The sequence below is a fragment of the Fodinibius sediminis genome (assembly GCF_900182555.1).
Lineage (GTDB): Bacteria > Bacteroidota > Rhodothermia > Balneolales > Balneolaceae > Fodinibius > Fodinibius sediminis.
In genome coordinates this window covers 52,079-74,828 of the sequence record NZ_FXTH01000008.1, presented here as the reverse complement: position 1 = coordinate 74,828, position 22,750 = coordinate 52,079, and the positions used below count along the sequence as shown (strand labels likewise).

The window sequence follows — 22,750 nt, the reverse complement described above, 5'->3', positions numbered from 1 at the left end:
CCTTAGCTCCTTTCAGCGCATACCCTCACTTATCGCCCGGTAGACGCGGGCATCATATTCATCCGACAGATACTCACTAAGGAAAGAAACGATTTCGGAGTTCTGGTGTTGAAGCAGTCCCCGGACGACCAAAAACCGTATGCGCGGATCCCGCGACTCCGTCAATAATTCCCTTCCCCGCTGCAGCCAGTTCTGGGCATTTTCATCATATTCGGTAAGAACCTCCAGGGCCTCCTGCCGCACCCCGTAATCATAGCTCCCGCCGAGGAAGCGCTCAGCCTCGGTCAGCATTCCCGTCTCCCCCTTCGAGGCCAGCTGACGTATGGCGGCCACCGATCGGTAGCCCACGGTATCGCGGCGTGCAACCTCCGAAAGGAATGCGTCAAGTTCTTCCTGTGTCGCAATGCCGGAGAGTACGGATATGCCCTGTTTGAAGATGGCTATGTGGTTTGTACTTGCGGTCATCTGCCTGACCCTTTTCTGAATTTCCACGCTTTCCGGATAATTCTGGAGCGCCTTCAGTCCTGCTTTCTGTACAAGGCGGCTCTCGCTTTGCAGGGCCTCCAGAAACAGCTGCTCCGTACCGGCAGCGCCCCGCGTGATGTCTGCCAGGGACATCAGCAATGCCGCCCGTACGTCGGGCTCTACATTGCCCTCCAGGGCGTCAACAATGGCCAGCTGCAGGTCCGGATTGTCCGTGTGCTTGCCCAGATTGCGGGCGGCCCGTACCCGCTGATTCAATGATTCAGCATTGCGCAGCTCGTAAATCAGAAAAGGAACCGGTTTGTGTTCTTCGATGCCAAGGCGCAGTTCTTGCGGGACCTCAAGACGCAGGGTTCGAATGTCCGGCGATACAGAAACCGTCACAGAGTCGGACAGCCCGGTGAAGGTTACCTCTCCCGTCTCAATCCCTTCGGCGTACACTTTATGCAACCGGAGCGTTTTAAGCTCATCATAGCCCCCCTGTACCGCTTCGAAGCCCAGGGTAATGCTTTCACCCGCCAGGTCGCGGTTGTATCGTACCCGGTAAATTACGGAGTCGGCAACCGTTGTATCGGCGGCCGAGGTATCGTGGGCCACGGTGAGCCGGGGGATCTCAAACATGGGCTGGCCGCTCTTCTGATACCATAAATCGGCATAGTCGCTCCATTGGACGACAGGAGACAGCTGTTCGAGCATCCCGGGATGGGTATCGGATATCATCCAGGCCTTCGACTGCTCTTTCCACTGCAGCCACTGCTGCTGCCAGGCGTTCCACCGCTCCGGGCCAAAGACATCATAAACGCTTGGTGTTGACTGCCGGGGCAGGTCTTGTACGTCAAGCGTTGGCGTGCTGCCGGTCATGGACTGCTGTACAAGCGTCTGGTAAAGGGTAATCGCATCCGCCTCGCTCCACTGCGCGGCCCGCTGACTGCTGCCTATCCACTGCCCGATGATTCCCCGGAGAAGCTGATGCTGCAAACTGCCCCTGTTCTGATAAATAAAAATGGTTCCCCCGCCCCATGATTTGGTTTCCCATCCGTGATCATTCATAATCACGATATTCAGGCGCTCATAGGGAAATTCCGATTGCATCTCCGTTTCCACTTTTCCCAGCCAGTCGTACGACTGCTGTAACAGCTGCTGCAGATCAACCTCACCCGACGGTTCCTGCTCCACGGCCATATTGATTCGCTTGATCCCGAAGGTGGTAGACTGGCTCTGAAAATTTCCAATGGCAAAAGCCAGTTCCGAGGCCGGAATGTCTGTCTTGGAAACAAAGTTATACTGCGTCACTTCTTCATTCACGGCTTCCTCTCCCACTTTGCGTCCTGTTGCCCAGGCCGTAAACTCCGCGGGGACGGAAATTTTAAGATCCGTTGGCATGGCAACATGCGGATTATCGAGGATGGGAACCCAGTGGCGCTGCGCCCGCGGAAGCTGTGAGGTCCAGACCGTGCCGTTATTGTTCTTCAGAAGTCCAAAACCGGGAGTGGTACTGTAGCGAACCCATATTTCATGGTTCTGTCCCCTCTCTGCGGGTTCTAAAAGCGGGATCAGCAGCGAATCGTTCTTCAGCTGAAACTCCACCCTCTCCCCATCCACCGAGGCTGCACTGATTTCCATATGGGCGGCATACAATGTAACCGTATCAGCCCCGCTTATGTTGGCTTTGACCTGGTAGGTTACGGCCCCATTCATGCGCATATTTTGGGGCTGCAGGCCCATTTCAAGCTGCATATGGGTGAAGTCAAAATCCAATTTCGGGTAACGCTCGTAATCAAACGACTGGGCAAAAAGTGCTTGTGCCGGAGCCGACAGGATCCCCCCCAGTATTAAGACAATAAACAATGGTTTCCTCTTTAAAAAATATGAAAGCCCGTAAATGCCGCTCATAATATTCTCCTATAGGTTAATTCCCCTTGCTGAAACAGAAGAATATAAGGAGTCTTATGGAATTGCATAAATTTTTAGTCTTCCGCCCTTGTTTTATTCCCTCCCGGGCAAATGATTTAGCATGATCTGCTGTTACCTTCATACCTCAATACAATATTAACACCAAAGAATTGATACTTATGAGTACAATGAAAGCCATGCAGATAACGGAAGCAGGCGGAGATTTTGAAGCCGTGGAAAAAGATATCCCCACCCCCGGCAGCGATGAAGTTCTGATCAGGGTGCAGGCCTGCGGAATTTGTCACAGCGACGCCTTTGTCAAGGACGGCCTCATGCCGGGTATAGAGTACCCCCGGACTCCGGGACATGAGGTCATCGGAATTGTGGAAGAACGGGGAAGTGACGTAAGCCAGTGGAAAGAAGGACAACGCGTCGGTGTTGGCTGGCACGGCGGACACTGCTATACCTGTGAGTCTTGCCGCAACGGTGATTTTATCAATTGTGAGAACGCACAGGTGACCGGACTGCATTTCGACGGTGGCTACGCCGAGTATATGACAGCGCCCGAAAGCGCGCTCGCCGCCATCCCGGAAGCACTCAACTCAGCGGAAGCGGCTCCACTGCTTTGCGCAGGCATCACCACCTTTAACGCACTGCGAAACAGCAACCTCGAGCCCGGTGATCTTGTCGCGGTACAGGGCATTGGCGGACTGGGTCACCTGGGCGTGCAATATGCCCACAAATTTGGCTGCAAAGTGGCGGCCCTCTCCCGAGGACCGGCCAAAAAGGAGCTGGCCCGGGAACTGGGAGCCCACACTTATATTGATACTGAGGCCACAGATGCCGCGGAGGAACTACAAAAGATGGGGGGAGCCAAAGTTATTCTTGCTACCGCACCGAACAGCGAAGCCATCTCCTCGGTCGTCGACGGACTGGGACGCAACGGGCAGCTGATGGTCGTAGCCGCCACCGGCGATCCCATTGAAGTATCGCCCCTGCAGCTGATCATGGGACGAAAATCTGTATCCGGATGGCCCAGTGGCGATGCCAGGGACTCTGAAGATACGCTCAATTTCAGCGCCCTCCAGGACATAACTCCGAAGGTTGAAACCTATCCCCTGGAACAGGCTAACGAAGCATATGAGCGTATGATCAACAACGAGGCCCGTTTCCGTGTTGTTCTTGACATCGGGTGAACTCCCAACCAGGGCTTCCGGAATGCAAGGAACACATTAAAAGCGTTTCTCAGGCCCTGATGTTCCACTTAACCCATGCGTCAATTATACAATCGTCATTGCCCTGCAAGAAACCTTTGCGGCTTTACTTTCACTTTCCAGGGATGGATAAGTACCCAGGCAATGACGGCGAATTTAACTTCTCTGCACTGGCGGCGAGCCTGGATGCTGATCACCCGGTGGCCGTCGGTGCGGACTTTAAACCAAAATTCGTCGATTCTCTTCCCGGGGCCTCCCGTTGAACTACATCCTTTCTGCCTGACAGCTTTCAGCGCTGTGCATAATTCTGGCTCTTTCAAGCTTAAAGGCTTATCACAGCCAGTATATCTTCGAAAACCGAACAGTATCCAACCATGAAACCAATGGCTCAGGAGACTAACGGGAATATCGTGCCGGGATAATAAACACCGCGGGAGAGGCTCCCTCCAAGAATGACCAATTTCAAAATAAGATCTTGCTCCTGGGCGGCAAGGACTCTCTTTTGGGCTTAGCCGTAAACAGCGCCCGACGGCACCGCCCGTCAAAAGGCCTCATGCTTCAAAATTCACGGCTACAAACACCACATCCATAAGATTATTTCCGGTAGGGCCGGTTTTCACCAGCGTCCCCATATGCTCATGAAAATGATAGGCGTCGTTATCATCCAGGTAGTCCGCCGGGTCAAGCCCCTGTTTCACGGCGCGTTCTATCAGCCGGCCATCCACCAGCGCACCGGCTGCATCCGTGGGTCCGTCAATGCCGTCAGTGCCGGCACTCAGCCAGCAGATCCCTTCCTCCCCTGCAATTTTCTGTGCACCCCGCAGAGCCAGCTCCTGGTTGCGCCCTCCCTTGCCGGAGCCGGTAACCTTCACGGTACTCTCCCCGTAAAACAGGAATAATTGCGGCCTCTCCTTTTCATGTTCACCGGCAAATACCTGTTCCATTATCCAGGCTGCCACCGCTTCCACATCGGCGTTGTACGGCTCTTCAACCACGGAGGCACGGATACCCTTCGACCGGGAAATGTCAGCGGCCCTACGGGCAAACAGGCGCGCCGAGCTTATCACATGCTGTACGTGATTACCAACCGGATCCTCGCCGGGCTGCACCACATCAGGGTCCACTCCATCCAGGCCTCTTTCAATATGACTGCGCACCGGGGCCGGCAGGTCCTCCCACAGTTCGTACTCAAGCAAAATATGATAAGCATCCTGGAACGTAGAATGATCCGGGGTCGTCGGACCGCTCCCGATAATAGCCGGGTCGTCACCCGGCACATCAGAAATCAAAAGGTCGATGAGGGTTGCCTCACCGGGCATATAGCGGAGCAGCTGCCCCCCCTTGATCCGGCTGCAGTGCCTGCGCACCGTATTGATCTCCCGAATAGCAGCCCCCGATTTGTTCAGAAGCTCGTAGGTCCGGCTCAGCTCGCTGATGGAAATCCCCTCCTCCGGCCAGCACATGAGCGAGGAAGTTCCCCCTGAGATCAGGGTAATTACCAAGGCCTCCCGGGGCACCTCCTCCATAAAGCGGGCCGCCCGGCGTCCGGCCCGCAGGCTTCGTTCATCCGGTACCGGGTGGGCCCCCACCAGCACTTCCCCGGCACCGCACGCCGACAGGGCCTCTTTATCCGGGGTTATCACAAGACTTTGAGTAATTTTCTGCCCCAGTATCTCATCCAGGCTTTGGTACATGGGAACGGAGGCTTTGCCAACTGCCAGCACGCAGACCGGCCGACCATGCAGATCCCAGGCCGATTCATTGACAAGCAGTTCTCCATCTCGCATTGTCACCGCATCGGCTATGGCCTGCCCGGGCGAAGTGGCCTTCAGCGTTTCTTTAAACAGGTCTACCAGGTCTTGACATTTGGCCATAATTAGCCTCTGGTTAACAGTATGAGCGATTAATTGAACACTTCCAGCACCTCCGGGAGCAAGGTGCGGCTGCAGGAAAACCCGTTGCCCGACTCGATCGTTTCTTTGCCGGCAGTGTCACAAAAGATGCCTCCTGCCTCCCGCAGCACCGTTAGCAGCGGAGCGGCATCCCAGATGTGCAATTCCGGGTCAAACATCAGGTCGGCCCGTCCCGTAGCCACCATCATGTGCCCGTAGGCATCGCCCCAGGTGCGGTGAAGCCGCGTCTTCTGAATCAGCGTATCAAAGGCCTCCCCGTAGTTACACAGGGCGGGCGTATATACATCCGTGCTCAGAAAGGTGGCTTCGCCAAGGGTTTTACACTCTCGCACGCGGCAGACCTTGCCATTCAGTCGAGCTCCTTTGCCCCGGGCGGCTTCACACATTTCCTCCAGTGCCGGGGCATGAATAATGCCCACCGACGGTTCGTCCTCAATCACTACGCCAATAAGCGTCGTATAAAACGGCACACCGTGGATAAAGGATTTGGTACCGTCAATCGGATCCAGGATCCACTGGATCGAACTGGACTCATTCGTATGACCGTGCTCCTCACCGATAATGCCATGATCCGGAAATCGTTCACCAATGGCCTCCCGCATCACCGACTCCGCCTCACGGTCCGCAACCGTTACCGGCGAATCGTCTGACTTGCGTTCTACATCGACCGATTGTTGAAAATAGTTAAGCGTATGCGTACCGCCCTTCCGGGCAATTTCAATCGCTGCCTGGTGAATAACATCAAGATCCGAATTCATGTGTATTATTAGTCCTAGGGTGATTATTTTCTGCTACCGCAATATAGAATTCAGAATCAAGAATTCAGAATTTTTGAGCATACAGCAATAGGTAATTTCTAATATTCAACCTTCCAACCCCAAATATGACCGAATCACAGATTTATAGCAGCATCGCCAGCGAACTTAACCTTTCAGCCAAGCAGGTCAGTTCAGTGGCTGATTTTCTGGATGATGGTGCCACGGTTCCCTTCCTGGCCCGCTACCGGCAGGAGGCGACCGGCGGACTCGACGAAGAACAGATCCGCAACGTGCGTGACAAGCTCGAATTCCACCGGACGCTGGAAGACCGGAAAAAGACTATTCTAAAAACCATCGACGAACAGGACAAACTAACCGATGAGCTTAAGGAACAGATCAAATCGTGCAGCGACCTGAATACCCTGGAAGACCTCTACCTGCCTTATAAACCGAAGCGCCGCACCCGTGGCGACATGGCCAGGGAAAAAGGGCTTGAGCCCCTGGCTGAGCTCATCTGGGCCCAGGAGATTGAAAAGGGCGATCCCATGGAGCATGCGACCCAATTTGTGGACGAAGAACAGGAGGTTGAATCGGCCGAGGATGCCATGAACGGTGCCCTCGACATCGTGGCCGAGTGGATCAACGAGTCGGTGGAGGTCCGTGAAAAGCTGCGGGAGATCTTCCAGGAACATTCCGTGCTGAAGACGGAAAAGAATCCAGCCGTAGAAAAGCGGACCAACTTTGAGGATTACTACGACTTCTCCCAAAAAACCAAGTACCTCAAACCCTACCAGGTGCTGGCCATCAACCGCGGGGAGCGCGAGAATGTACTGTTTGTCAATGTTGAACTGTGGGATGAAGTAACCCTTGAGAATATCGACGATATCGTCATCACCAACGATATGAGCATCTTCGTACCACACCTGCAGGATGCCGTGGAAGATGCCTATAAACGCCTCCTCTTCCCATCACTCGAACGGGAGCTTCGCAACCACCTCACTGAAGAGGCCGACGCCCATGCCATCGAGACCTTTGCCACAAACCTGTCGAGCCTGCTGATGCAGCCGCCGCTGGATCACAAGGTTGTCATGGGTATCGACCCGGCCTATCGGTCCGGCTGCAAAGTAGCGGTGGTGGATGAGACAGGCAAGTACCTCGAAGGTACCACCACCTATCCCACGCCACCCCAGAACAAAGTGGCCGAAGCCGAGGAGATATATGAAAAGCTTATCGATAAATACGGGGTGAACCTTATTGCCATCGGCAACGGTACCGCCAGCCGGGAGACCGAGCAGATTGTGGCCAACTTCATTCAGAAAAGAAAAGAAAAGCATCCGGACGAAGAACTCAATTACCTGATCGTCAATGAAGCCGGGGCCTCGGTATACTCCGCCTCCAAGGTGGCTGCTGAAGAGTTCCCGGACCTCGAGGCCGCCCAGCGGGGTAACATCTCCATCGCCCGGCGGGTACAGGATCCCCTGGCCGAACTCGTCAAGATCGATCCCAAATCCATCGGGGTCGGACTGTACCAGCACGATGTCAATCAGAACCAGCTGGCCCAGTCGCTGGATGACGTCGTGGAAAGCTGCGTGAACCAGGTGGGCGTCAACCTGAACACGGCCAGCGCTCCGCTGCTTTCACACATCTCCGGACTCAGCCGAAGGGTGGCAAAAAACATTGTAAAAAGACGCGAGACCGAAGGCATTTTTTCGAGCCGTGAACAGATTAAAGAGATCAAAGGGGTGGGCGCATTTCGCTTCCAGCAATCGGCCGGTTTCATGCGCATTCCGGAGTCTGAAAATCCGCTTGATAATACCGCCATTCACCCGGAAAGTTACGAGGCTACAGAGACGCTTTGCAACCTCTTCAATATCGATCTTTCGAAGCTCCAGCAACAGCACGAAGCCATTGCTGAAAAGCTCTCCAATATCGATAAAAAACAAGTGGCCAAACAGGTCGGTATTGGCGTGCCCACACTCGAGCTGATTATCGAAAATCTGCAGAAGCCCGGTCGCGATCCGAGGGAGTCGCTGCCCAAGCCCGTGCTCCGCGAAGACATCATGAAGATGGAAGATTTGAGCACCGGGCAAGTGCTCGAGGGTACGGTTCGGAATGTGGTTGATTTTGGGGCGTTCATCGACATCGGGGTGAAGCAGGACGGGCTGCTTCACATCTCAAATATGGCCGACCGCAAGGTCGACGATCCCCATGATATCGTCTCGGTGGGAGACATTGTAAAAGTGCAAATTGTCTCACTCGACCTGGAGCGCGGACGCATCGGACTTGCCCTGAAATAACGCAAATCCCTCCCTGCAGCTTCGTCATAATACCCTTCCATTTTCAGCCGCTGGTCAGGCAATGACCAGCGGTTTTTTAAACCCCAAAAGAAGCAAAAACATGGACCGGCATTACCGTTTGCGGCTATTTTATTAAATGTAATTTCTATATATTTATCCTAATCCATTGCTATACTTTAAGTTATTGTTTTTAATTTATGCATGATAAATTGTCTCATTATCAATTTCTGCCCTTCACCTAAATTATTTAAGCCTCATAAAACATATCCCGGATGGGTATTGGCCTAATTTATAAACGATCGTAACTTTCTATGCGCCTTACTGTTACCAAATTTACAGCTCTGCTATTGACAACAGCCGTATCTTATTCAATCATATCCACCTAAATTATTTAGGCAGCGCTCAATTATGTCCTCCTCCATATACAAGAAATTTTATTAGGTTATTATTCTAACTCACTGCTATATAGTTTCTTTGGTGTATTTTATAACATTATAAAATCTCACTTGACGCAGTAACATAGTACGACTTTTCTTCAGTTATCCCCGCGAAAGTGCCTTAAATCTACCTAAATCCTATAACCTTCTGATACCCAATAAATTATCTCCCCATATAGTGGGTTTTCACCCTTAGTACCATCAGGCAATGTCAAAATGACGGATTGGTCCCAAATCACTTTTCCTTGACCCTCTTTTCATCTTTTTCCCGGCCTTGATTTACCTGCTGTTTGCCACCCCCTGAAGATATCCCGGTCTCTTATTTCGCTCTTTATCCTGCCCTGCCCAAGGCCTTCTTTTCACCTCCAGATCTTCTTCCCCCCCGGACTGATCAGCCGCTTTCTTAATGATCCCTCAGGCGCCTGACCTCTCCCCCTTCAACCGCAAAGCCGCCCCCGGAATGATCCCAATGGCCCCTTGAAATACGGTACCCCGCCCCCCCCTGATAAGGAAGATTCGAACGGCTTCGTCAGGGGCGGAACCTCTTCTTCGCTTGACTGATTCGATGGCTCCATCACGTCCGCTGACCAGACAACAATGCCTCCGGTATCCCCCCTTGAATTCGTCACTTGATTCCATTCAAAAAGCACAGAAATTCCTGGGCCGTCTGAGCTTATTTTGAAGCCTCCATTCCGCGGTAATTTTAGACCATTCCGCGGCATCAATTCGGGACAAATTCAGACTCCTGTTTCTTTATTGTTCACGCCCTTTTTCAAGTCAAAATTTACGGGCTGACTCATCATAAAAAAGAGCCTTTTCGGGCTCTCCATTTTCTTCCAATCCCCCTCCGGTCTCCGCCGGTCATCGCAGCTTGTAATCTTCCTGTTTACCTCCTCCTTACAACGGTTCCCAGTCCATCTGGTGCAATGGTAAAAACAGGCTGAATCCCAGCTACTCAACACCGGATATCGTTCCAAAAAACAAAGAAGGCATACCCTGTTTTTGCAGATTCCCGACTGCTCTCTCAAAACATTCAAATACGCTCAATTTATCCCCGGAAGGGTAAAATCGGCAATATTTTCGCACATTTATCTCAAAAAGGCCCGAAATTCGCCTGTAAGCGCCGTTAAATCCCTGAAAAGGGAACAAACCATGCCTTTTCATAAGATATGCCTTTAAAATAGCCTTCAGAGGGTCATTTTTCCGGCTTTCCCCATCCAAATGATTCCTTTCTGCCTGTTGCTACCATTCAAAACCGATCCAATAGCTCCGATCTTACCGCTGTTTCAACAGCTAATTCAGGACATTCACCAGCCCTTTGTTTACCGATAGTTTCCTGGCTATGGCTTAATCATCATGGGTTGACCGGCCTTTGCTTCAGGTATGCAGCCGCACGAAACTTCTCTCACAAAGCCAGTGAATCCGGCGCCGAAACTTCCGCTTCCCTGCCTAATTCATACAACAAATTGCCAATTAATCTGTTATTTTAATCCGAAGGGATTTGCTGTATATCCGTAAAGCCAATTGATCCATACGACGTGTCGAAGACCGTTACACATCTGATGTCATGCTTGCTGCTGGTTGGCGGTATTTTTCTCTGCCTGCCCTTTGCGTCTGCTGCCCAGGAACGCGATAGCACGCGGCAGGAGCTTGAACTGGAGGAAGATGAACCTGCCCCTGTACTGTTAAATCTCCAATTTGACCGTCCCGCTTCCGGGGGAGTCATGACAGAGATGGGAAGCTATGAAGTACCTGAAGAAACCGAATATTACCAGCCCCCTTTCAAAGGCCAGGAGTATTTGGATATGGCGGTTGAGGCCTACCGCAAAGAGCTGGAGAAGCATATTGGTCCCGACTGGCTATCGAAGTTCATGCGAGCGGTCAGCCCCTTCATTAACAACCAGTTTGAGTTCGGTTTCTACGGCATCTATGACATGGAACCCACCGTCAAGCGCGACAATCCCCTCTTTCAGTCGCATACCGATGACTCGAAAAAACAGTAGCTAGCCGAAGAGGCTTTGAAAGGCACTCTTTACCTTCTCGAGATCATCGTCAGTAATCTGGAAATGAAAAGTTGCCCGCAGGGTTTGCGGGCCAAAAGGAACCAGGTAAATATCATCCTCCTGCAGGCGTTCAACTGCTTTTTGAGCTGTTCCTTCCAAGACCTCGAAGATCAGGATATTGGTCTCTACCGACTCCGGATCAATGGATAGTTTAGAACAGGTCCGGATTGTACGGGCCAGCTCGCGCGCCCTGCGATGATCCTCCGACAGCAGGGACAGGTGGTTCCCCACTGCATAGTCGGCGGCTGCGGCGAGGATGCCCACCTGCCGCATGCCGCCTCCCCACATTTTACGCATTCGCCGGGCCTTCCTGATACGTCCCGCAGAGGCCAGCAGCATCGATCCCACCGGAGCCCCAAGCCCTTTACTAAAGCAAACAGACAAGGTATCAGCAATGACACCATAGAAGCCGGGATCCGTTTCCGTGGCCGTCATGGCATTCCAGATCCTGGCCCCATCGAGGTGGAGATGCAGTCCCTGCTCGTCGGCATAGTCGCGAAGCTCCCTGAGCTCCTGATCCGTATAGCAGCACCCCCCGCCCTTGTTGGTGGAATTTTCCAGGGCCAGCACCTTGGTATTGGGCTCCCAGTCTTGCGCCCCCCGCACCAGGTCTTTCAGATCCTCTTCGGCAAGCTTGCCTCTGCCTCCCCGGACCGGCCGCAGCTGGACCGAAGACAAGTGTGCCGCTCCCCCCGACTCGTAATTAAAAATATGCCCCGTCTCTTCTATCAAAACCTCATCGCCCGGCTCCGTAAGCACATGTACCCCCAGCTGGTTACCCATGGTGCCGCTGGGTACAAAAAGCCCTGCCTCAAAACCAAAAAGATTCGCCATTTTAAGTTCGAAATTATTCACGGTGGGGTCTTCCGCAAATACATCGTCGCCCACCTCGGCCTCGGCCATCGCCGTTCGCATCTCAGGGGTTGGCTTGGTTACGGTATCACTGCGCAGATCAATCATGGGTGTTCTGTTGGTCAGATTACAATTACATAATTTGGGGATGCCCCAGAGAGGCAGCCTTTCAAAGTATAAGGCAAAAGAAAAGAAAATGCGGGAGCGATATTGGCCTCCCCACGCTGCCTTTGTGTTACAGCACCCGACCTGGAGTGTCATAGCAGAGCCTGTCTGGATATGGCTAAGCATTATGGTTCAGGATAAATAAACCGGCTATGTTACTGCTTTTCAAGTAGTCGGTTTAATCCAAGCCAACCTTATATGTGAAGAGGCTTCAACCGATGGGCTGAAACCTCTTTACATATAGGGTTTCGTTATCTCAAGCTGTATTAATTGCAGTTACTCCACCGTCAGTTCATTATCCAGCACCCCCGTACGTATTGAACTGATTCCTTCCAGCATAGCACGAACCTCCAGCCGGTAGGTTCCAGCAGTGAGGGAGGGATTGTTAAAGATCAGCTCGCCCGGCATATTCCGGAGCATACGCGCATCAACTCTTGTTTGCGTGCTGTCACGGCTGTCAATAAAAAAGACCCCCTGGCGGCTATCCTCTTCATCAAATTTCAGCAGCTTCCCACTGATACGCGCCCCGGCACCAGGCGTGATCATGCCATCCTGGGTTTCGGTCCCATTGTCATAATAATGCCGCAGAACAGGTTTGCGCTCGCGGGACCTGACTTTCTTAATCGTAATATCGTCCTCAATATCGCGCAATCGTTTGCCGGGCCTCAGATTAATGCGAATCCCGTGCCTGCCATCATCAAAGGAATCATCCTCTGCATCGAATACGCCGTAAACGGACGAACTGATATTGACAAGGGGCGTTACGACCGAATGTCCCTGCTCCACGAGGTTCATGATGCCGGCTACCGTCTCTTCAAATCCCGCCAGCGCTTCGGCCCTGGTAATAGTCGATCCCTCTCTCGTCATATGGTCGAAAATATCTTCCAGGTAGTAGGTTTCTTTATTGCTGCTAATGGCTATATAGTTATCCGCGTCTTCCGTCATTCGGTTGGGTACCAGATAGAATTCCAAAGGCATAATATTGTATGATTTGGTTAGTATTCTGAGGTCTCATCTTTGAGCAGGAGTCCCCGAAATGACCAGCTATAAGCGCCTGTCTCAATCCCCTTTCGTTTTAGACTTCGGAGACCCATGCAGGTCAACCTCTTATACCGTAAGACCCGAAAAGATACCAATCCTTACAAAAAACCTGGGCGGGAGGCAGTTTTCGTGCCCGCCGGAACCGCTTGCTGGACAAAGGGCGGAGAGCCGGGAAAAGGGGAGCACCATTGCCCGGTCCCGTCAATATGAAAGCGCAACCCACCGCATTAGACCGGGATACAGCCGGGTATGCGGCACGCCCGCAGCGTTTAGCCCGCAGATAACGTCACTTGCCTAATCATAGGTATAAAATCCCTCCCCCGACTTGTCGCCCAGCTTGCCGGCATCCACCATCTTCACCAGCAGCGGACAGGGGCGGTATTTGGGGTCTTTAAAGCCGTCGTGCAGCACATGCAGTATATCCAGGCAGACATCCAGCCCGATAAAGTCAGCCAGCCGGAGCGGCCCCATCGGATGGGCCATGCCCAGCTTCATCACCGCATCCACGTCCTCGGGATCAGCCACGCCCTCGTATACGCAGTAGATGGCTTCGTTAATCATCGGCATCAGTACGCGGTTCGACACGAAACCCGGATAGTCGGCTACCTCCACGGGGGTCTTCTCCAGCCGCTCAGCCATCTGTTCTACAATTTGCACCGTCCGGTCGCTGGTATCGAGCCCGCGCACCACCTCTACCAGCTTCATCACCGGCACGGGATTGAAAAAGTGCATACCAATAAACTGCCCGGGGCGCGAAGTCGTCGCTGCCAGGCGGGTGATCGATATGGAGGAAGTGTTGGAGGCGAAAATTGCTGCTTCCGGGGCCGCCTGGTCGATCTGGCTAAACACCTTCTTTTTGAGCTCAAAGTTTTCGGGGACGGCCTCCACCACCAGGTCCACCCCTTCCACGCTCTCTGCGACATCGGTAAACGTAGTAATATGCTCAAGCGTCCGCTTCTTCCGGGCTGCATCAATCTTCTCCTTCCCGACCATCCGTTCCAGGTTCCTCTCGATGGCGGCCAGCGCCTTGTCAGCCAGCTCCCGATTCATCTCTGCCAGATGTACCGGAATACCCTGCATGGCGAAGACATGGGCGATCCCATTGCCCATGGTACCGCCGCCGATGACTGCTACTTTCCTGATGTCCATACACTTCTCTGCTTTGGTTGAAATTACCTGCCGTTTGTCGTACTACAAAATGAGAGTATCGAAATTCTGCGGCATATGCAACGCGTGAATAGGCAAAACATGCTACTTTCCGGGCGCCTCCGGGTTCCTTGCCGGGCATACATGCGGCGCTGTCGGGGAGAGCGGACCAGAGAAAGCTCCCCCCCTCCTGCTGCTTCCAAAAACTATTTTCAGCGTTATTGATTAATCCCTATGTTTGCTACTTCCTTGCTAACCATTTAACGTCAGTGCTCTTCATGAAAAAGATCTTGGGCATAGTGCTCGGATTCGTTTTTTTTATAGCCGGTCTTACTGCCATTGCCATCTACTGGACCTTCTATCAGCCCTTGCCGGACTACAAGGCGACCATTAAGCAAACCGAACTCCAGCAGCCCGTCAACATCCACTGGGACAGCCACGGGGTGCCCCATATTTATGCTGATAACAAGCAGGATCTCTACTACAGTCTTGGTTACGTGCATGCCCAGGACCGCCTCTGGCAGATGACCGTCTCCCAGATGGCGGCCCAGGGCCGTTTTGCGGAATTCCTGGGCGAAGAACTGCTCCCGCTGGACATCATGCAGCGCACCATCGGTTTCTGGCGAACCGCACAAAAGATTGAAGCCTCGCTGGCAGATACCACCCGGCGCTACCTTCAGGCTTATGCCGCCGGCGTCAACGGCTATGTTCATACCCATCCCGACAAATTGCCCATCCATTTTGCCCTGGCTGATATGGACCCCATTCCCTGGACCCCCACTCACTCCGTTGCGCTTTCGCGCCTGATGGCCTGGGAGCTGAACCTGTCCTGGAAGTCCGAACTAACCTATGCCCACCTGTCCGAGGAGCTTCCGGAAGAGAAATTCCTGCAGCTGCGTCCCGACAACCGGTTTCTTCCCCGCCCAGTACCGACCGACACCTCCGACTCGCTGACAGCGTCTCTGCTTCCCCTGCTGGATCTTGACCGGCAGTTGCGTACCATCACGGGCTCGCAGGGCATTCACCAGGGCAGTAATGCATGGGCCGTGGCCGCCGAGAAATCTTCAACCGGGGCTCCGATGCTCGCCGGGGATCCCCATCTTGGACTCGGCATGCCCGGCAAGTGGTACGAGGTACACCTGAATACCGGGAAACGCAACCTGGCCGGCGCCACCATCCCCGGCGCCCCGATGCTGGTGCTCGGGCAGAACGACCACCTGGCCTGGTCCATGACCAACGTCATGCTGGACGACACCGATTTTTTTCAGGAGGCCGTCAACCCGCAGAACCCGGAGCAATTTGTGCTCGACACCCTTGCAGGCGAACCCCTGTATGAGAATTTCACCCTCCAACGCGAAGTTATCAGCATCAAGAACCAGGATGATACCGTTTTTACGCGGCGCCTGACCAAGCATGGGCCCGTGATTTCGGACATCTACCCCCAACAGGAACTGATCGGAGACCGGGTGGTTACCATGAAGTGGAGCGGTCACGAGGTCAGCAAGGAGGTGGAGGCACTGCTTACCATGAACTGGGCCCAATCGCTTGAGGAGTTCCAGCAGGGCGCCCGCCAGTTTAAAGTGCCGGGGCAGAATTTCATCTATGCCGACAAGGCCGGCAACATCGCCCAGCTTTCCCTGGCCAATATTCCCGTTCGGAGCGGCAACCCCATCCTTCTGCGCGAGGGGTGGGATCCCGGACAGGACTGGCAGGGCTATGTTCCCTACGAGGAGCTTCCTTCCGAAATCAATCCCGATCGGAACTGGATTGCCAACGCCAACAATCCCCCCGCCGGAGACAATTACCCCTACTACCTGTCCATTTACTGGGAACCCGACGCCCGGTACGACCGCATCCGGCAGTACCTGACGGAGTATGAACAGCTATCCCCGGAAATATTCCGCCAGATGCAGTACGACGCCCACTCCCTTTACGCCCGCGACATGACCCAGCTGATCCTGCCGGTTCTGAAACAGCATGATCAACAATTTGAAACCGTCATCTCCTACCTGGAGAACTGGGATTACTCCTACGAGTTGTCCGAGACCGCGGCCTCGATCATGGATGTATTTCTGCTGCGCCTGGCTGAAAATACCTTCCAGGATGAGATGGACAAAGATGCCTACCAGAAGTTTATCGAATTCTCGGGTCTTCCCAAGCGAGCGCTGATGCGCCTTATGCAATATGAGAGCTCCTTCTTTGATGATGTGACCACCGGTGAGCAAGAAAGCAGGAACCAGATCATCACCCGGAGTATGGAGGAAGCGATCTCTTTCCTGCGCTCGCAGTACGGGGCCGAACCTTTTGAATGGCGCTGGGAACAGCTTCACACGCTGACGCTGCGCCCCCCCCTGTTCGGGGAAGCCGTAAAATCGGGAGAAGCACCCACCTCCCTCAAACTCATTGTAAACAACCTGTTGAATCACGGTCCTTTCGCCGCCCGGGGTCACGGCATGAGTATCAACAATGGGGAATACCTGTGGGATGCTCCCTACGAGATGGTTCTGGGACCCTCAATCCGGCGCATCATTGACTTTTCCAATATGAATTATACCTTGTCTATCCTGCCCACGGGCCAATCCGGAAATCCTTTTTCAGCCTATTACGGCGACCAGACCGAAAGCTGGCTTAACGGCCAGTACAAGTTCCTGTACCAGGATGAAAGCTTTCTCGACCGTGCACAGCACCAGACGATGAAGCTGGTGCCGGAGCAGGAGGGATAATTTTCCGTCCCTATATAAAAACGTTGACTTGACAGCAGCTTTCAACTAATTTAGTTCCATAAAGAAAACATAATTATCCATCTGATGTACTTTACAAAATCTGACACCCGCTGCCCGGCGAATGGCATATTGTGGCTTGTCATGGCAGTTTCGTTGGTTTTTCAATCCTGCACTTTCCGTGCAGACGCCCCCACTGTAACCACCCACCAGGTAGCCGGACAGCAGACCCTCTTCGACTTCAATGACCCCGGAAACAAGATGCCGGAAACCGCCGCAGAGAAGGAAGTGGATATCAACAACCTGCTGGACGAGATGACACTTCGGGAAAAAATCGGCCAGCTCTTCTTCATCCGCGCCCGAGGCTATTTCAAGAATGTCGAAGACGAATCGTACCGCGCGCTTGCCTCGAAAGTGAAAAACTATAACCTTGGCGGCATCGTGTTCTTCAAGGGCAGTATCTACGGGCAGGCCGTACTCACCAACAGGCTCCAGGAACTGAGCGACATTCCGCTCTGGATGACCCAGGACATGGAATTCGGGGCAGCCATGCGGGTTGAGCAGACCACCCGGCTGACCCCGGCCATGGGCATTGCGGCCACCCAGAACCCCGACTATGCCTACCTGGCAGGCAAGATTACGGCCCAGGAGGCCAAGGTGCTGGGTGTTCGGCAGATCTTTGCCCCGGTCCTGGATGTGAATAACAACCCGCGCAACCCCGTCATCAATGTGCGATCTTTTTCCGGCAATCCCGATACAGTGGCCCTCTACGGACAGCGATTCATTGATGGCGTTCAGTCACAAAGAGTCGTAGCGACGGCCAAGCATTTTCCCGGTCACGGTGATACGGATACCGACTCGCACCGGGCGCTTCCGGTCATCAACCACGATTATGACCGCCTCAAGAAAGTGGAGCTCGCCCCCTTTGAACAGGCCATCAACCACGGCCTCCAGAGCGTGATGAGTGCCCACATCGCCTTCCCGAAGATAAGTTCCAATCCGCAGTATCCGGGCACGCTTGATCCTTCGATCCTGAACCGCATCCTCGTCGACTCGCTCAATTTCAAGGGCCTTGTTGTCACCGACGGCCTGGAGATGAGAGGCATTTCTGCACATTACTCGCCGGGTGAGGCTGTGACACTGGCGCTGAAGGCCGGGGCTGATATGATGCTGCTGAGCCTCGATGAAATCACGGCCATCCAGGAAGTGGAGCGCGCCGTGGAACGCGGAGAAATCAGCGAAGCCCGCATTGACCGCTCCGTGCGTAAAATCCTGGAGAAGAAGCGGCAAGCTGGCCTGTTCCGGGACCGAAAGGTTGACCTTGAACAACTGAATGTGAAAATAAAAAGCCTGGAAAACGAGCTTATTGCCGATGAGATTGCCCGTAACTCCCTCACGCTTCTGAAAAACGAGGGGGGCATCCTTCCGATTACAGCCGACAAGTATCCGCGGGTGCTTGTAATTTCCGTCACCGACACCGATGCTGAGGAAAAAGGCACCGCCCTGGTCAAAGAAATGCGGAAGTATCATCCCTCTGTACGCCACGGGGTCATCTATCGTGATATAAGCTCCGAAGACCGAAGCGAGCTTACAGAAAATGTCCGCTGGGCCGACCTCATCGTTATCGGAGCTCATATGTATATCAACTCCAGCGGCAGCAGCCAGTTTAATCTCTCCCAGCGGCGGTGGCTGGAACAACTGCCCGCACAAACCCCCAAGGCGCTTATCACCTTCGGGAATCCCTATGCTGTTAAGGATCTGCCCGCTGCCAATGTTCAGCTGCTGGCGTGGGACGGTTCCGATCATCAGCTTGAGAATACCGCTCCGGCCCTCTTTGGTGCATCCGGTATCAGCGGCAGGCTTCCGATTAACATCCCGGGGGCCTACGATATGAACGAAGGCATCTCCCTGCCCCAGTCGACCATCCGCTACGACCTTGCAGAAGCAGCTGGTCTTTCGGGAGAGAAGCTGTACCAGGTCGACCAGCTGATGCACGAAGCCATTTTCGACTCGACCTTTCCCGGCGGTATCGTGACGGTGCTGAAGGATGGGATTGTGGCCTATCAAAAAGCATTCGGCTATGAAACCTACGAAAAAGTCAATCCCGTATACAACGGAGATATTTACGACCTGGCTTCCCTTACTAAAATTATCGGTACTACCACTGCCATGATGAAGCTGGTGGACGAAGGGAGAATAGCTCTCGATGACAAGGTGGGCGATTATTTTCCCGAATTTGAGGAAGGACTGAAAAGCCAGGTTACCATTCAAAACCTTCTGCTGCACAATTCCGGGCTTCCTCCTTTCCGTATCTATGTCGACGAGCTCCAGACCCGCCATGAGCTTGTCGAAGCCGTTAAAAATGAACCCCTGATCAATGATCCCGGAACCACCTACAAATACAGCGACCTGGGCTTTATTCTGATGGGAGAAATTGTTCACGAAGTGACCGGCAAACGTCTTGACGAGTACATGCACGAAACCTTCTACCGGCCGCTGGGCATGCGCAGTACGCGTTTCAATCCTCGCAAGGCCGGCAAATGGATTGTCAACCGTATCCCTCCCACCGAACGAGATACCATCTACCGGCACAAGACCGTACGGGCCCAGGCCCACGATGAACGGGCCTACTATATGGATGGCGTCGCCGGGCACGCCGGGCTTTTTTCCAGCGGTTCGGATATCGCAACCTATGCACAGATGCTTATCAACAAGGGCTCCTACGGAGGCAACCAATATATTTCACCGTCCACAGTTGAACAGTTTACCAGGCGCCAGTCAGAGCTTAACAACCGGGGCTACGGCTTCGACCGCAAGAGCGAGGAGGGCCTCAGTACTGCAGGAACGCTGGCCAGTGACCAGTCGTTTGGTCATACGGGCTTTACCGGAACCAGTTTCTGGGTCGATCCACAACGGGATCTGGCCATCATCATCCTTACCAACAGAACGTATCCGTACCGTTCGTACGGCAGAGACATAAGCAAAGTACGAGCCGACGTAGCCGACGCTGTAATATCATCAATCATTGAATAATGGATATCCGCCCTGTTTATGAACAAAGCTACGTGCCCTACTCCCGGCAGCCAGAAGTGGCGGTGGTTCAAAGTGCTGAAGGGCGCACCTACATCGGCAAACGCGTGGAAAACATTTCCTATCCGCTGTCCATCAATGCAGCTCAAAATGCCCTTTTTTGCTGCCTGAGTGAGGGCGACAGTCCGGAAAATCTGCTGGTCACCGATCACGGCGACCGGCTGCTTTCCTTCTGGGAGGAGGAGTACGGCATACAGACAGGCCAGCTTGAGCTCGAAAACCTGTCTGCAGTCGAGCCTGCGCAAATCCTGATAGCCGGGAATTATGAGCCGGTAGATCTTCTTTCCTCCCTGCTGGATCGCGCGCTTGTTGAACAGTCCAATTTTCCCGTTGCCGCCCTGCTTGAGACGAACGAAGGATACATTTGCGGCGTCAATATTGAATGCTCATCCTGGAATATGGGTCTTTGTGCCGAGCGGGTGGCCCTTGCCAAGGCGCTGACCTATCACCAGGGCGAGCTCGGGGATCTTCATGTCCTGAGCCGTGACGGCGACTTCAGCAGTCCCTGTGGGGCCTGCCGACAGGTTATTAGCGAACATCTGTCGCACCGCCAGGTTCATCTGCATCATGCGGACCGCTCCCAGTCAATCCACTTCATTGATGATCTGCTGCCCTTCAGCTTTCACTCTCCATCACTCTCAAACTCCTAACTTTTTCTGTATGCGCTATCTTGCAGCTTTAGATTACGCTCATCTCGATAACGGGGTCTTCCTGACCTCACTTGCACGCTCACTGTCCCAGCAGCAGAATAACCGGGACCTTCGCTCTATCATCGTTCATACCGACAGTGCCTATACCGACCGTATTATCCAAACCGGCGTCATGCGTGAGGAGGCCACCGTGCGAAGTCTCAAAGACCTGAACAAGCGGCTGGTCGCTCTTTTTGCCGACCAGGGCGTTTCAACCATTGGCCTCAATCCCTACAGGCGAAATTTCATTACCCTGCGGGATGACCAACTGGCGCTGGATCACTCCTTCCTGGAGCGCCTTCCCACCGAGCCCGTACTGCTGTTTTCCACACTGGTTCAGGATCTGACCCGCGGCCAGCAGGTGGGTATTGCCCTGCCGCGCATGCTTCGGTTTTTGGAGGATGAACTGAAGCCGGACGAAGTCTTCTTTTTCACCAAATCCGATGAATCCGAAGTTCTTACGTCAACGGATCATCCCGATACCATGCAGTGGAGCACTATGGATTCCTCGTTCCGGGAGAAGCAGATTCCAGACGAATTGACCAGCTTCGATCGTCCCGTTCGCCTCTCAACAGCACGTGATTTCCACCATCTGCCGAAGACAGACCACACGATTTTAATTAAATAGCCCCCTCAATGGCCTCTTTTGAAGACTCTTTGCCCTATTTCAGGCTATAAAAAGCAAAAAAACCGTGCATATTGAATCAAAAAGGGGATTTTAACTTGACAGACCACCAGCATATACATAGATTCGACCATATCGATGATGAAAACGTTGATCATCATCAAGCGACTTTGATTAATATTAATACAAAATAAAACGGAGTATTATAATGAGCCGATACGATGAAATGAGTGAACTATTAGATCAGCTGGAACCTGACATTACCAAGTTCTACGAAAAAGGCAACAAAGCTGCCGGCACCCGTGCTCGCAAAACTCTTCAGGCGATGAAGAAAAAAGCACAAGAGATTCGTATGGAAATTCAAGAATGGAAAAACACTGGCAAAGTGTAAGAATTTCCTTTTTTCTATATACAAGGGGAGCTTCTGCAAAGAAGCTCCCCTTTGTTATTTTAGACCGGAAAAAATTTCCAGTACCGCTTTGAGTCCAGCCCCGGTGGTTTTCTTTACCAGCGGAATTCATGGGCTCCCAGAGTTCGCTTCAGAAGGGAAAAGGAGGGAATGCATCAGAATACAAACCCACGGATTACCCAACCTTCGGAGATATTTTCTCTGACAGGCCCTCCCGGTTTTTTCGGATGATGCGGTTATACGCCATTAACACGGCTTCGGTTACTTCCGCATCGAGTACTTCTGCGTGTTCCTTCACCTCGTCCACCGCATTCCGGGGAGCGTACGGCTGTCCCACAATCTTCAAGCCGGGGATGTCGCCACTGCTGTCGCCGATGTAGGCCACCTGGGCAGGAGTGATATCCAGCAGCTCGCAAAGCTTGCGGATGCCATTCTCCTTATTGTTATCGGCCAGAATAATATTGACCGACACATCGGTTTTATGCACTTCAAAGATCGGATAGTGGTCGGTCACGTAATGTTTGATTACAGGAAAGGCCTCGTCAATAACCTCCTTCTTCGTGTGTATCAGTCCTGCATCCATCTTCTTGGTAAATTCCAGGATCATCCCCGGATACTGTGAAATGACCTCCCGCTCGAGCCACTCTTTCAGCTCCCCCACCTGCTGTTCCGCCTTTTTGTCAAATACGGGCAGAAACTCCACCTCATACTGCTGAATATTGCAAACCCCGGCACTTTCAAACACCGCCGGATACCGCACATTCAGCCACTGAGCCACCGCCTCCACATACGGCAACGGGCGGCCCGAGCAGATTGTAAGCGGTGGAACAGCCCTGTCATCCATATGCTGATCATTCAACCGTCGGATTTCAGAAAGAAGATTCCAGTCAGGGGTCGTAAAAGGTGTAGAGATACAACCGTCAAGGTCAGTAATAAAGAGTTTAATCATCAGTAA

General features: G+C 53.1%; 17 protein-coding genes. 9 read left to right on the top strand and 8 right to left on the bottom strand.

The window, feature by feature from the left end; translation table 11 throughout:
• Positions 1-12: 12 nt before the first annotated feature.
• A complete protein-coding gene (locus tag FN808_RS10190) occupies positions 13-2,376 on the bottom strand; it encodes a M1 family metallopeptidase (RefSeq protein WP_142714487.1) in 2,364 nt (787 codons plus the stop codon).
• A gap of 179 nt (positions 2,377-2,555) precedes the next feature.
• Here FN808_RS10190 and FN808_RS10185 point away from each other — a divergent pair, with 179 nt between their 5' ends.
• Together FN808_RS10185 and FN808_RS18910 are read left to right on the top strand one after the other, a co-directional pair.
• Positions 2,556-3,572: an alcohol dehydrogenase gene (locus tag FN808_RS10185; protein WP_221930012.1), complete on the top strand. Its 1,017-nt coding sequence runs from the start codon at positions 2,556-2,558 to the stop codon at positions 3,570-3,572.
• 143 nt (positions 3,573-3,715) lie between these two features.
• Positions 3,716-3,853, top strand: coding sequence for a hypothetical protein (locus FN808_RS18910; RefSeq protein ID WP_185958344.1), 138 nt, complete (start codon positions 3,716-3,718; stop codon positions 3,851-3,853).
• A 288-nt stretch (positions 3,854-4,141) separates the two neighbouring features.
• Here the strand turns inward: FN808_RS18910 and FN808_RS10180 are convergent, their stop codons facing one another.
• Both FN808_RS10180 and FN808_RS10175 read right to left on the bottom strand, forming a co-directional pair.
• Positions 4,142-5,464, bottom strand: a complete 1,323-nt coding sequence (locus tag FN808_RS10180; RefSeq protein ID WP_142714486.1) for a glycerate kinase type-2 family protein — start codon at positions 5,462-5,464, stop codon at positions 4,142-4,144.
• Positions 5,465-5,493: 29 nt separating this feature from the next.
• The gene (locus tag FN808_RS10175; RefSeq protein WP_142714485.1) at positions 5,494-6,261 is read right to left on the bottom strand and encodes an inositol monophosphatase family protein; all 768 of its coding nucleotides are present in this window, start codon (positions 6,259-6,261) and stop codon (positions 5,494-5,496) included.
• Positions 6,262-6,386: 125 nt separating this feature from the next.
• Between FN808_RS10175 and FN808_RS10170 the strand changes: the two genes are divergently transcribed.
• Positions 6,387-8,558, top strand: a complete 2,172-nt coding sequence (locus FN808_RS10170; RefSeq protein ID WP_142714484.1) for a Tex family protein — start codon at positions 6,387-6,389, stop codon at positions 8,556-8,558.
• A gap of 851 nt (positions 8,559-9,409) precedes the next feature.
• Here FN808_RS10170 and FN808_RS10165 read toward each other — a convergent pair.
• Positions 9,410-9,634, bottom strand: coding sequence for a hypothetical protein (locus FN808_RS10165; protein ID WP_142714483.1), 225 nt, complete (start codon positions 9,632-9,634; stop codon positions 9,410-9,412).
• 923 nt (positions 9,635-10,557) lie between these two features.
• On the opposite strand from FN808_RS10165, the gene FN808_RS10160 reads away from it, so the two are divergent.
• The gene (locus FN808_RS10160) at positions 10,558-10,998 is read left to right on the top strand and encodes a hypothetical protein (protein WP_142714482.1); all 441 of its coding nucleotides are present in this window, start codon (positions 10,558-10,560) and stop codon (positions 10,996-10,998) included.
• On the opposite strand, the gene FN808_RS10155 is transcribed toward FN808_RS10160, so the two are convergent.
• The 3 genes from FN808_RS10155 to FN808_RS10145 all read right to left on the bottom strand — a co-directional run bounded on the left by FN808_RS10155 (position 10,999) and on the right by FN808_RS10145 (position 14,259).
• Positions 10,999-12,018 (bottom strand): threonine aldolase family protein, encoded by a 1,020-nt coding sequence (locus tag FN808_RS10155; protein WP_142714481.1) that lies wholly within the window; start codon positions 12,016-12,018, stop codon positions 10,999-11,001.
• A 333-nt stretch (positions 12,019-12,351) separates the two neighbouring features.
• A complete protein-coding gene (locus FN808_RS10150) occupies positions 12,352-13,053 on the bottom strand; it encodes a DNA-binding domain-containing protein (protein WP_142714480.1) in 702 nt (233 codons plus the stop codon).
• 357 nt (positions 13,054-13,410) lie between these two features.
• Complete coding sequence (locus tag FN808_RS10145) at positions 13,411-14,259, bottom strand: 3-hydroxyacyl-CoA dehydrogenase family protein (RefSeq protein ID WP_142714595.1); 849 nt, start codon at positions 14,257-14,259, stop codon at positions 13,411-13,413.
• 281 nt (positions 14,260-14,540) lie between these two features.
• Between FN808_RS10145 and FN808_RS10140 the strand changes: the two genes are divergently transcribed.
• From FN808_RS10140 to FN808_RS10120, 5 genes are all read left to right on the top strand, one after another.
• Positions 14,541-16,985 carry a penicillin acylase family protein gene (locus FN808_RS10140; RefSeq protein ID WP_142714479.1) on the top strand — a complete coding sequence of 815 codons (2,445 nt, stop codon included), beginning with the start codon at positions 14,541-14,543 and terminating at the stop codon, positions 16,983-16,985.
• An 84-nt stretch (positions 16,986-17,069) separates the two neighbouring features.
• On the top strand, positions 17,070-20,015 hold the full coding sequence (locus tag FN808_RS10135; protein ID WP_142714478.1) for a serine hydrolase domain-containing protein: 2,946 nt from the start codon (positions 17,070-17,072) through the stop codon (positions 20,013-20,015).
• Complete coding sequence (locus FN808_RS10130; protein ID WP_142714477.1) at positions 20,015-20,722, top strand: cytidine deaminase; 708 nt, start codon at positions 20,015-20,017, stop codon at positions 20,720-20,722. Before FN808_RS10135 ends, FN808_RS10130 begins: the two co-directional genes overlap by 1 nt.
• Before the next feature lie 10 nt (positions 20,723-20,732).
• Positions 20,733-21,389 carry a hypothetical protein gene (locus tag FN808_RS10125; protein ID WP_142714476.1) on the top strand — a complete coding sequence of 219 codons (657 nt, stop codon included), beginning with the start codon at positions 20,733-20,735 and terminating at the stop codon, positions 21,387-21,389.
• 205 nt (positions 21,390-21,594) lie between these two features.
• Positions 21,595-21,777, top strand: coding sequence for a histone H1 (locus FN808_RS10120; RefSeq protein ID WP_142714475.1), 183 nt, complete (start codon positions 21,595-21,597; stop codon positions 21,775-21,777).
• 193 nt (positions 21,778-21,970) lie between these two features.
• Here FN808_RS10120 and FN808_RS10115 read toward each other — a convergent pair whose 3' ends face one another.
• The gene (locus FN808_RS10115) at positions 21,971-22,744 is read right to left on the bottom strand and encodes an HAD hydrolase family protein (RefSeq protein ID WP_142714474.1); all 774 of its coding nucleotides are present in this window, start codon (positions 22,742-22,744) and stop codon (positions 21,971-21,973) included.
• Positions 22,745-22,750: the final 6 nt, after the last annotated feature.

Coding starts and splice junctions, on each gene's coding strand:
- FN808_RS10120 (WP_142714475.1), top strand. CDS start 21,595: ATGAGCCGATACGATGAAATGAGTGAACTATTAGATCAGCTGGAACCT.
- FN808_RS10115 (WP_142714474.1), bottom strand. CDS start 22,744: ATGATTAAACTCTTTATTACTGACCTTGACGGTTGTATCTCTACACCT.
- FN808_RS10165 (WP_142714483.1), bottom strand. CDS start 9,634: ATGGAATCAAGTGACGAATTCAAGGGGGGATACCGGAGGCATTGTTGT.
- FN808_RS10140 (WP_142714479.1), top strand. CDS start 14,541: ATGAAAAAGATCTTGGGCATAGTGCTCGGATTCGTTTTTTTTATAGCC.
- FN808_RS10170 (WP_142714484.1), top strand. CDS start 6,387: ATGACCGAATCACAGATTTATAGCAGCATCGCCAGCGAACTTAACCTT.
- FN808_RS10180 (WP_142714486.1), bottom strand. CDS start 5,464: ATGGCCAAATGTCAAGACCTGGTAGACCTGTTTAAAGAAACGCTGAAG.
- FN808_RS18910 (WP_185958344.1), top strand. CDS start 3,716: ATGGATAAGTACCCAGGCAATGACGGCGAATTTAACTTCTCTGCACTG.
- FN808_RS10155 (WP_142714481.1), bottom strand. CDS start 12,018: ATGATTGATCTGCGCAGTGATACCGTAACCAAGCCAACCCCTGAGATG.
- FN808_RS10130 (WP_142714477.1), top strand. CDS start 20,015: ATGGATATCCGCCCTGTTTATGAACAAAGCTACGTGCCCTACTCCCGG.
- FN808_RS10160 (WP_142714482.1), top strand. CDS start 10,558: ATGTCATGCTTGCTGCTGGTTGGCGGTATTTTTCTCTGCCTGCCCTTT.
- FN808_RS10135 (WP_142714478.1), top strand. CDS start 17,070: ATGTACTTTACAAAATCTGACACCCGCTGCCCGGCGAATGGCATATTG.
- FN808_RS10175 (WP_142714485.1), bottom strand. CDS start 6,261: ATGAATTCGGATCTTGATGTTATTCACCAGGCAGCGATTGAAATTGCC.
- FN808_RS10125 (WP_142714476.1), top strand. CDS start 20,733: ATGCGCTATCTTGCAGCTTTAGATTACGCTCATCTCGATAACGGGGTC.
- FN808_RS10150 (WP_142714480.1), bottom strand. CDS start 13,053: ATGCCTTTGGAATTCTATCTGGTACCCAACCGAATGACGGAAGACGCG.
- FN808_RS10190 (WP_142714487.1), bottom strand. CDS start 2,376: ATGAGCGGCATTTACGGGCTTTCATATTTTTTAAAGAGGAAACCATTG.
- FN808_RS10185 (WP_221930012.1), top strand. CDS start 2,556: ATGAGTACAATGAAAGCCATGCAGATAACGGAAGCAGGCGGAGATTTT.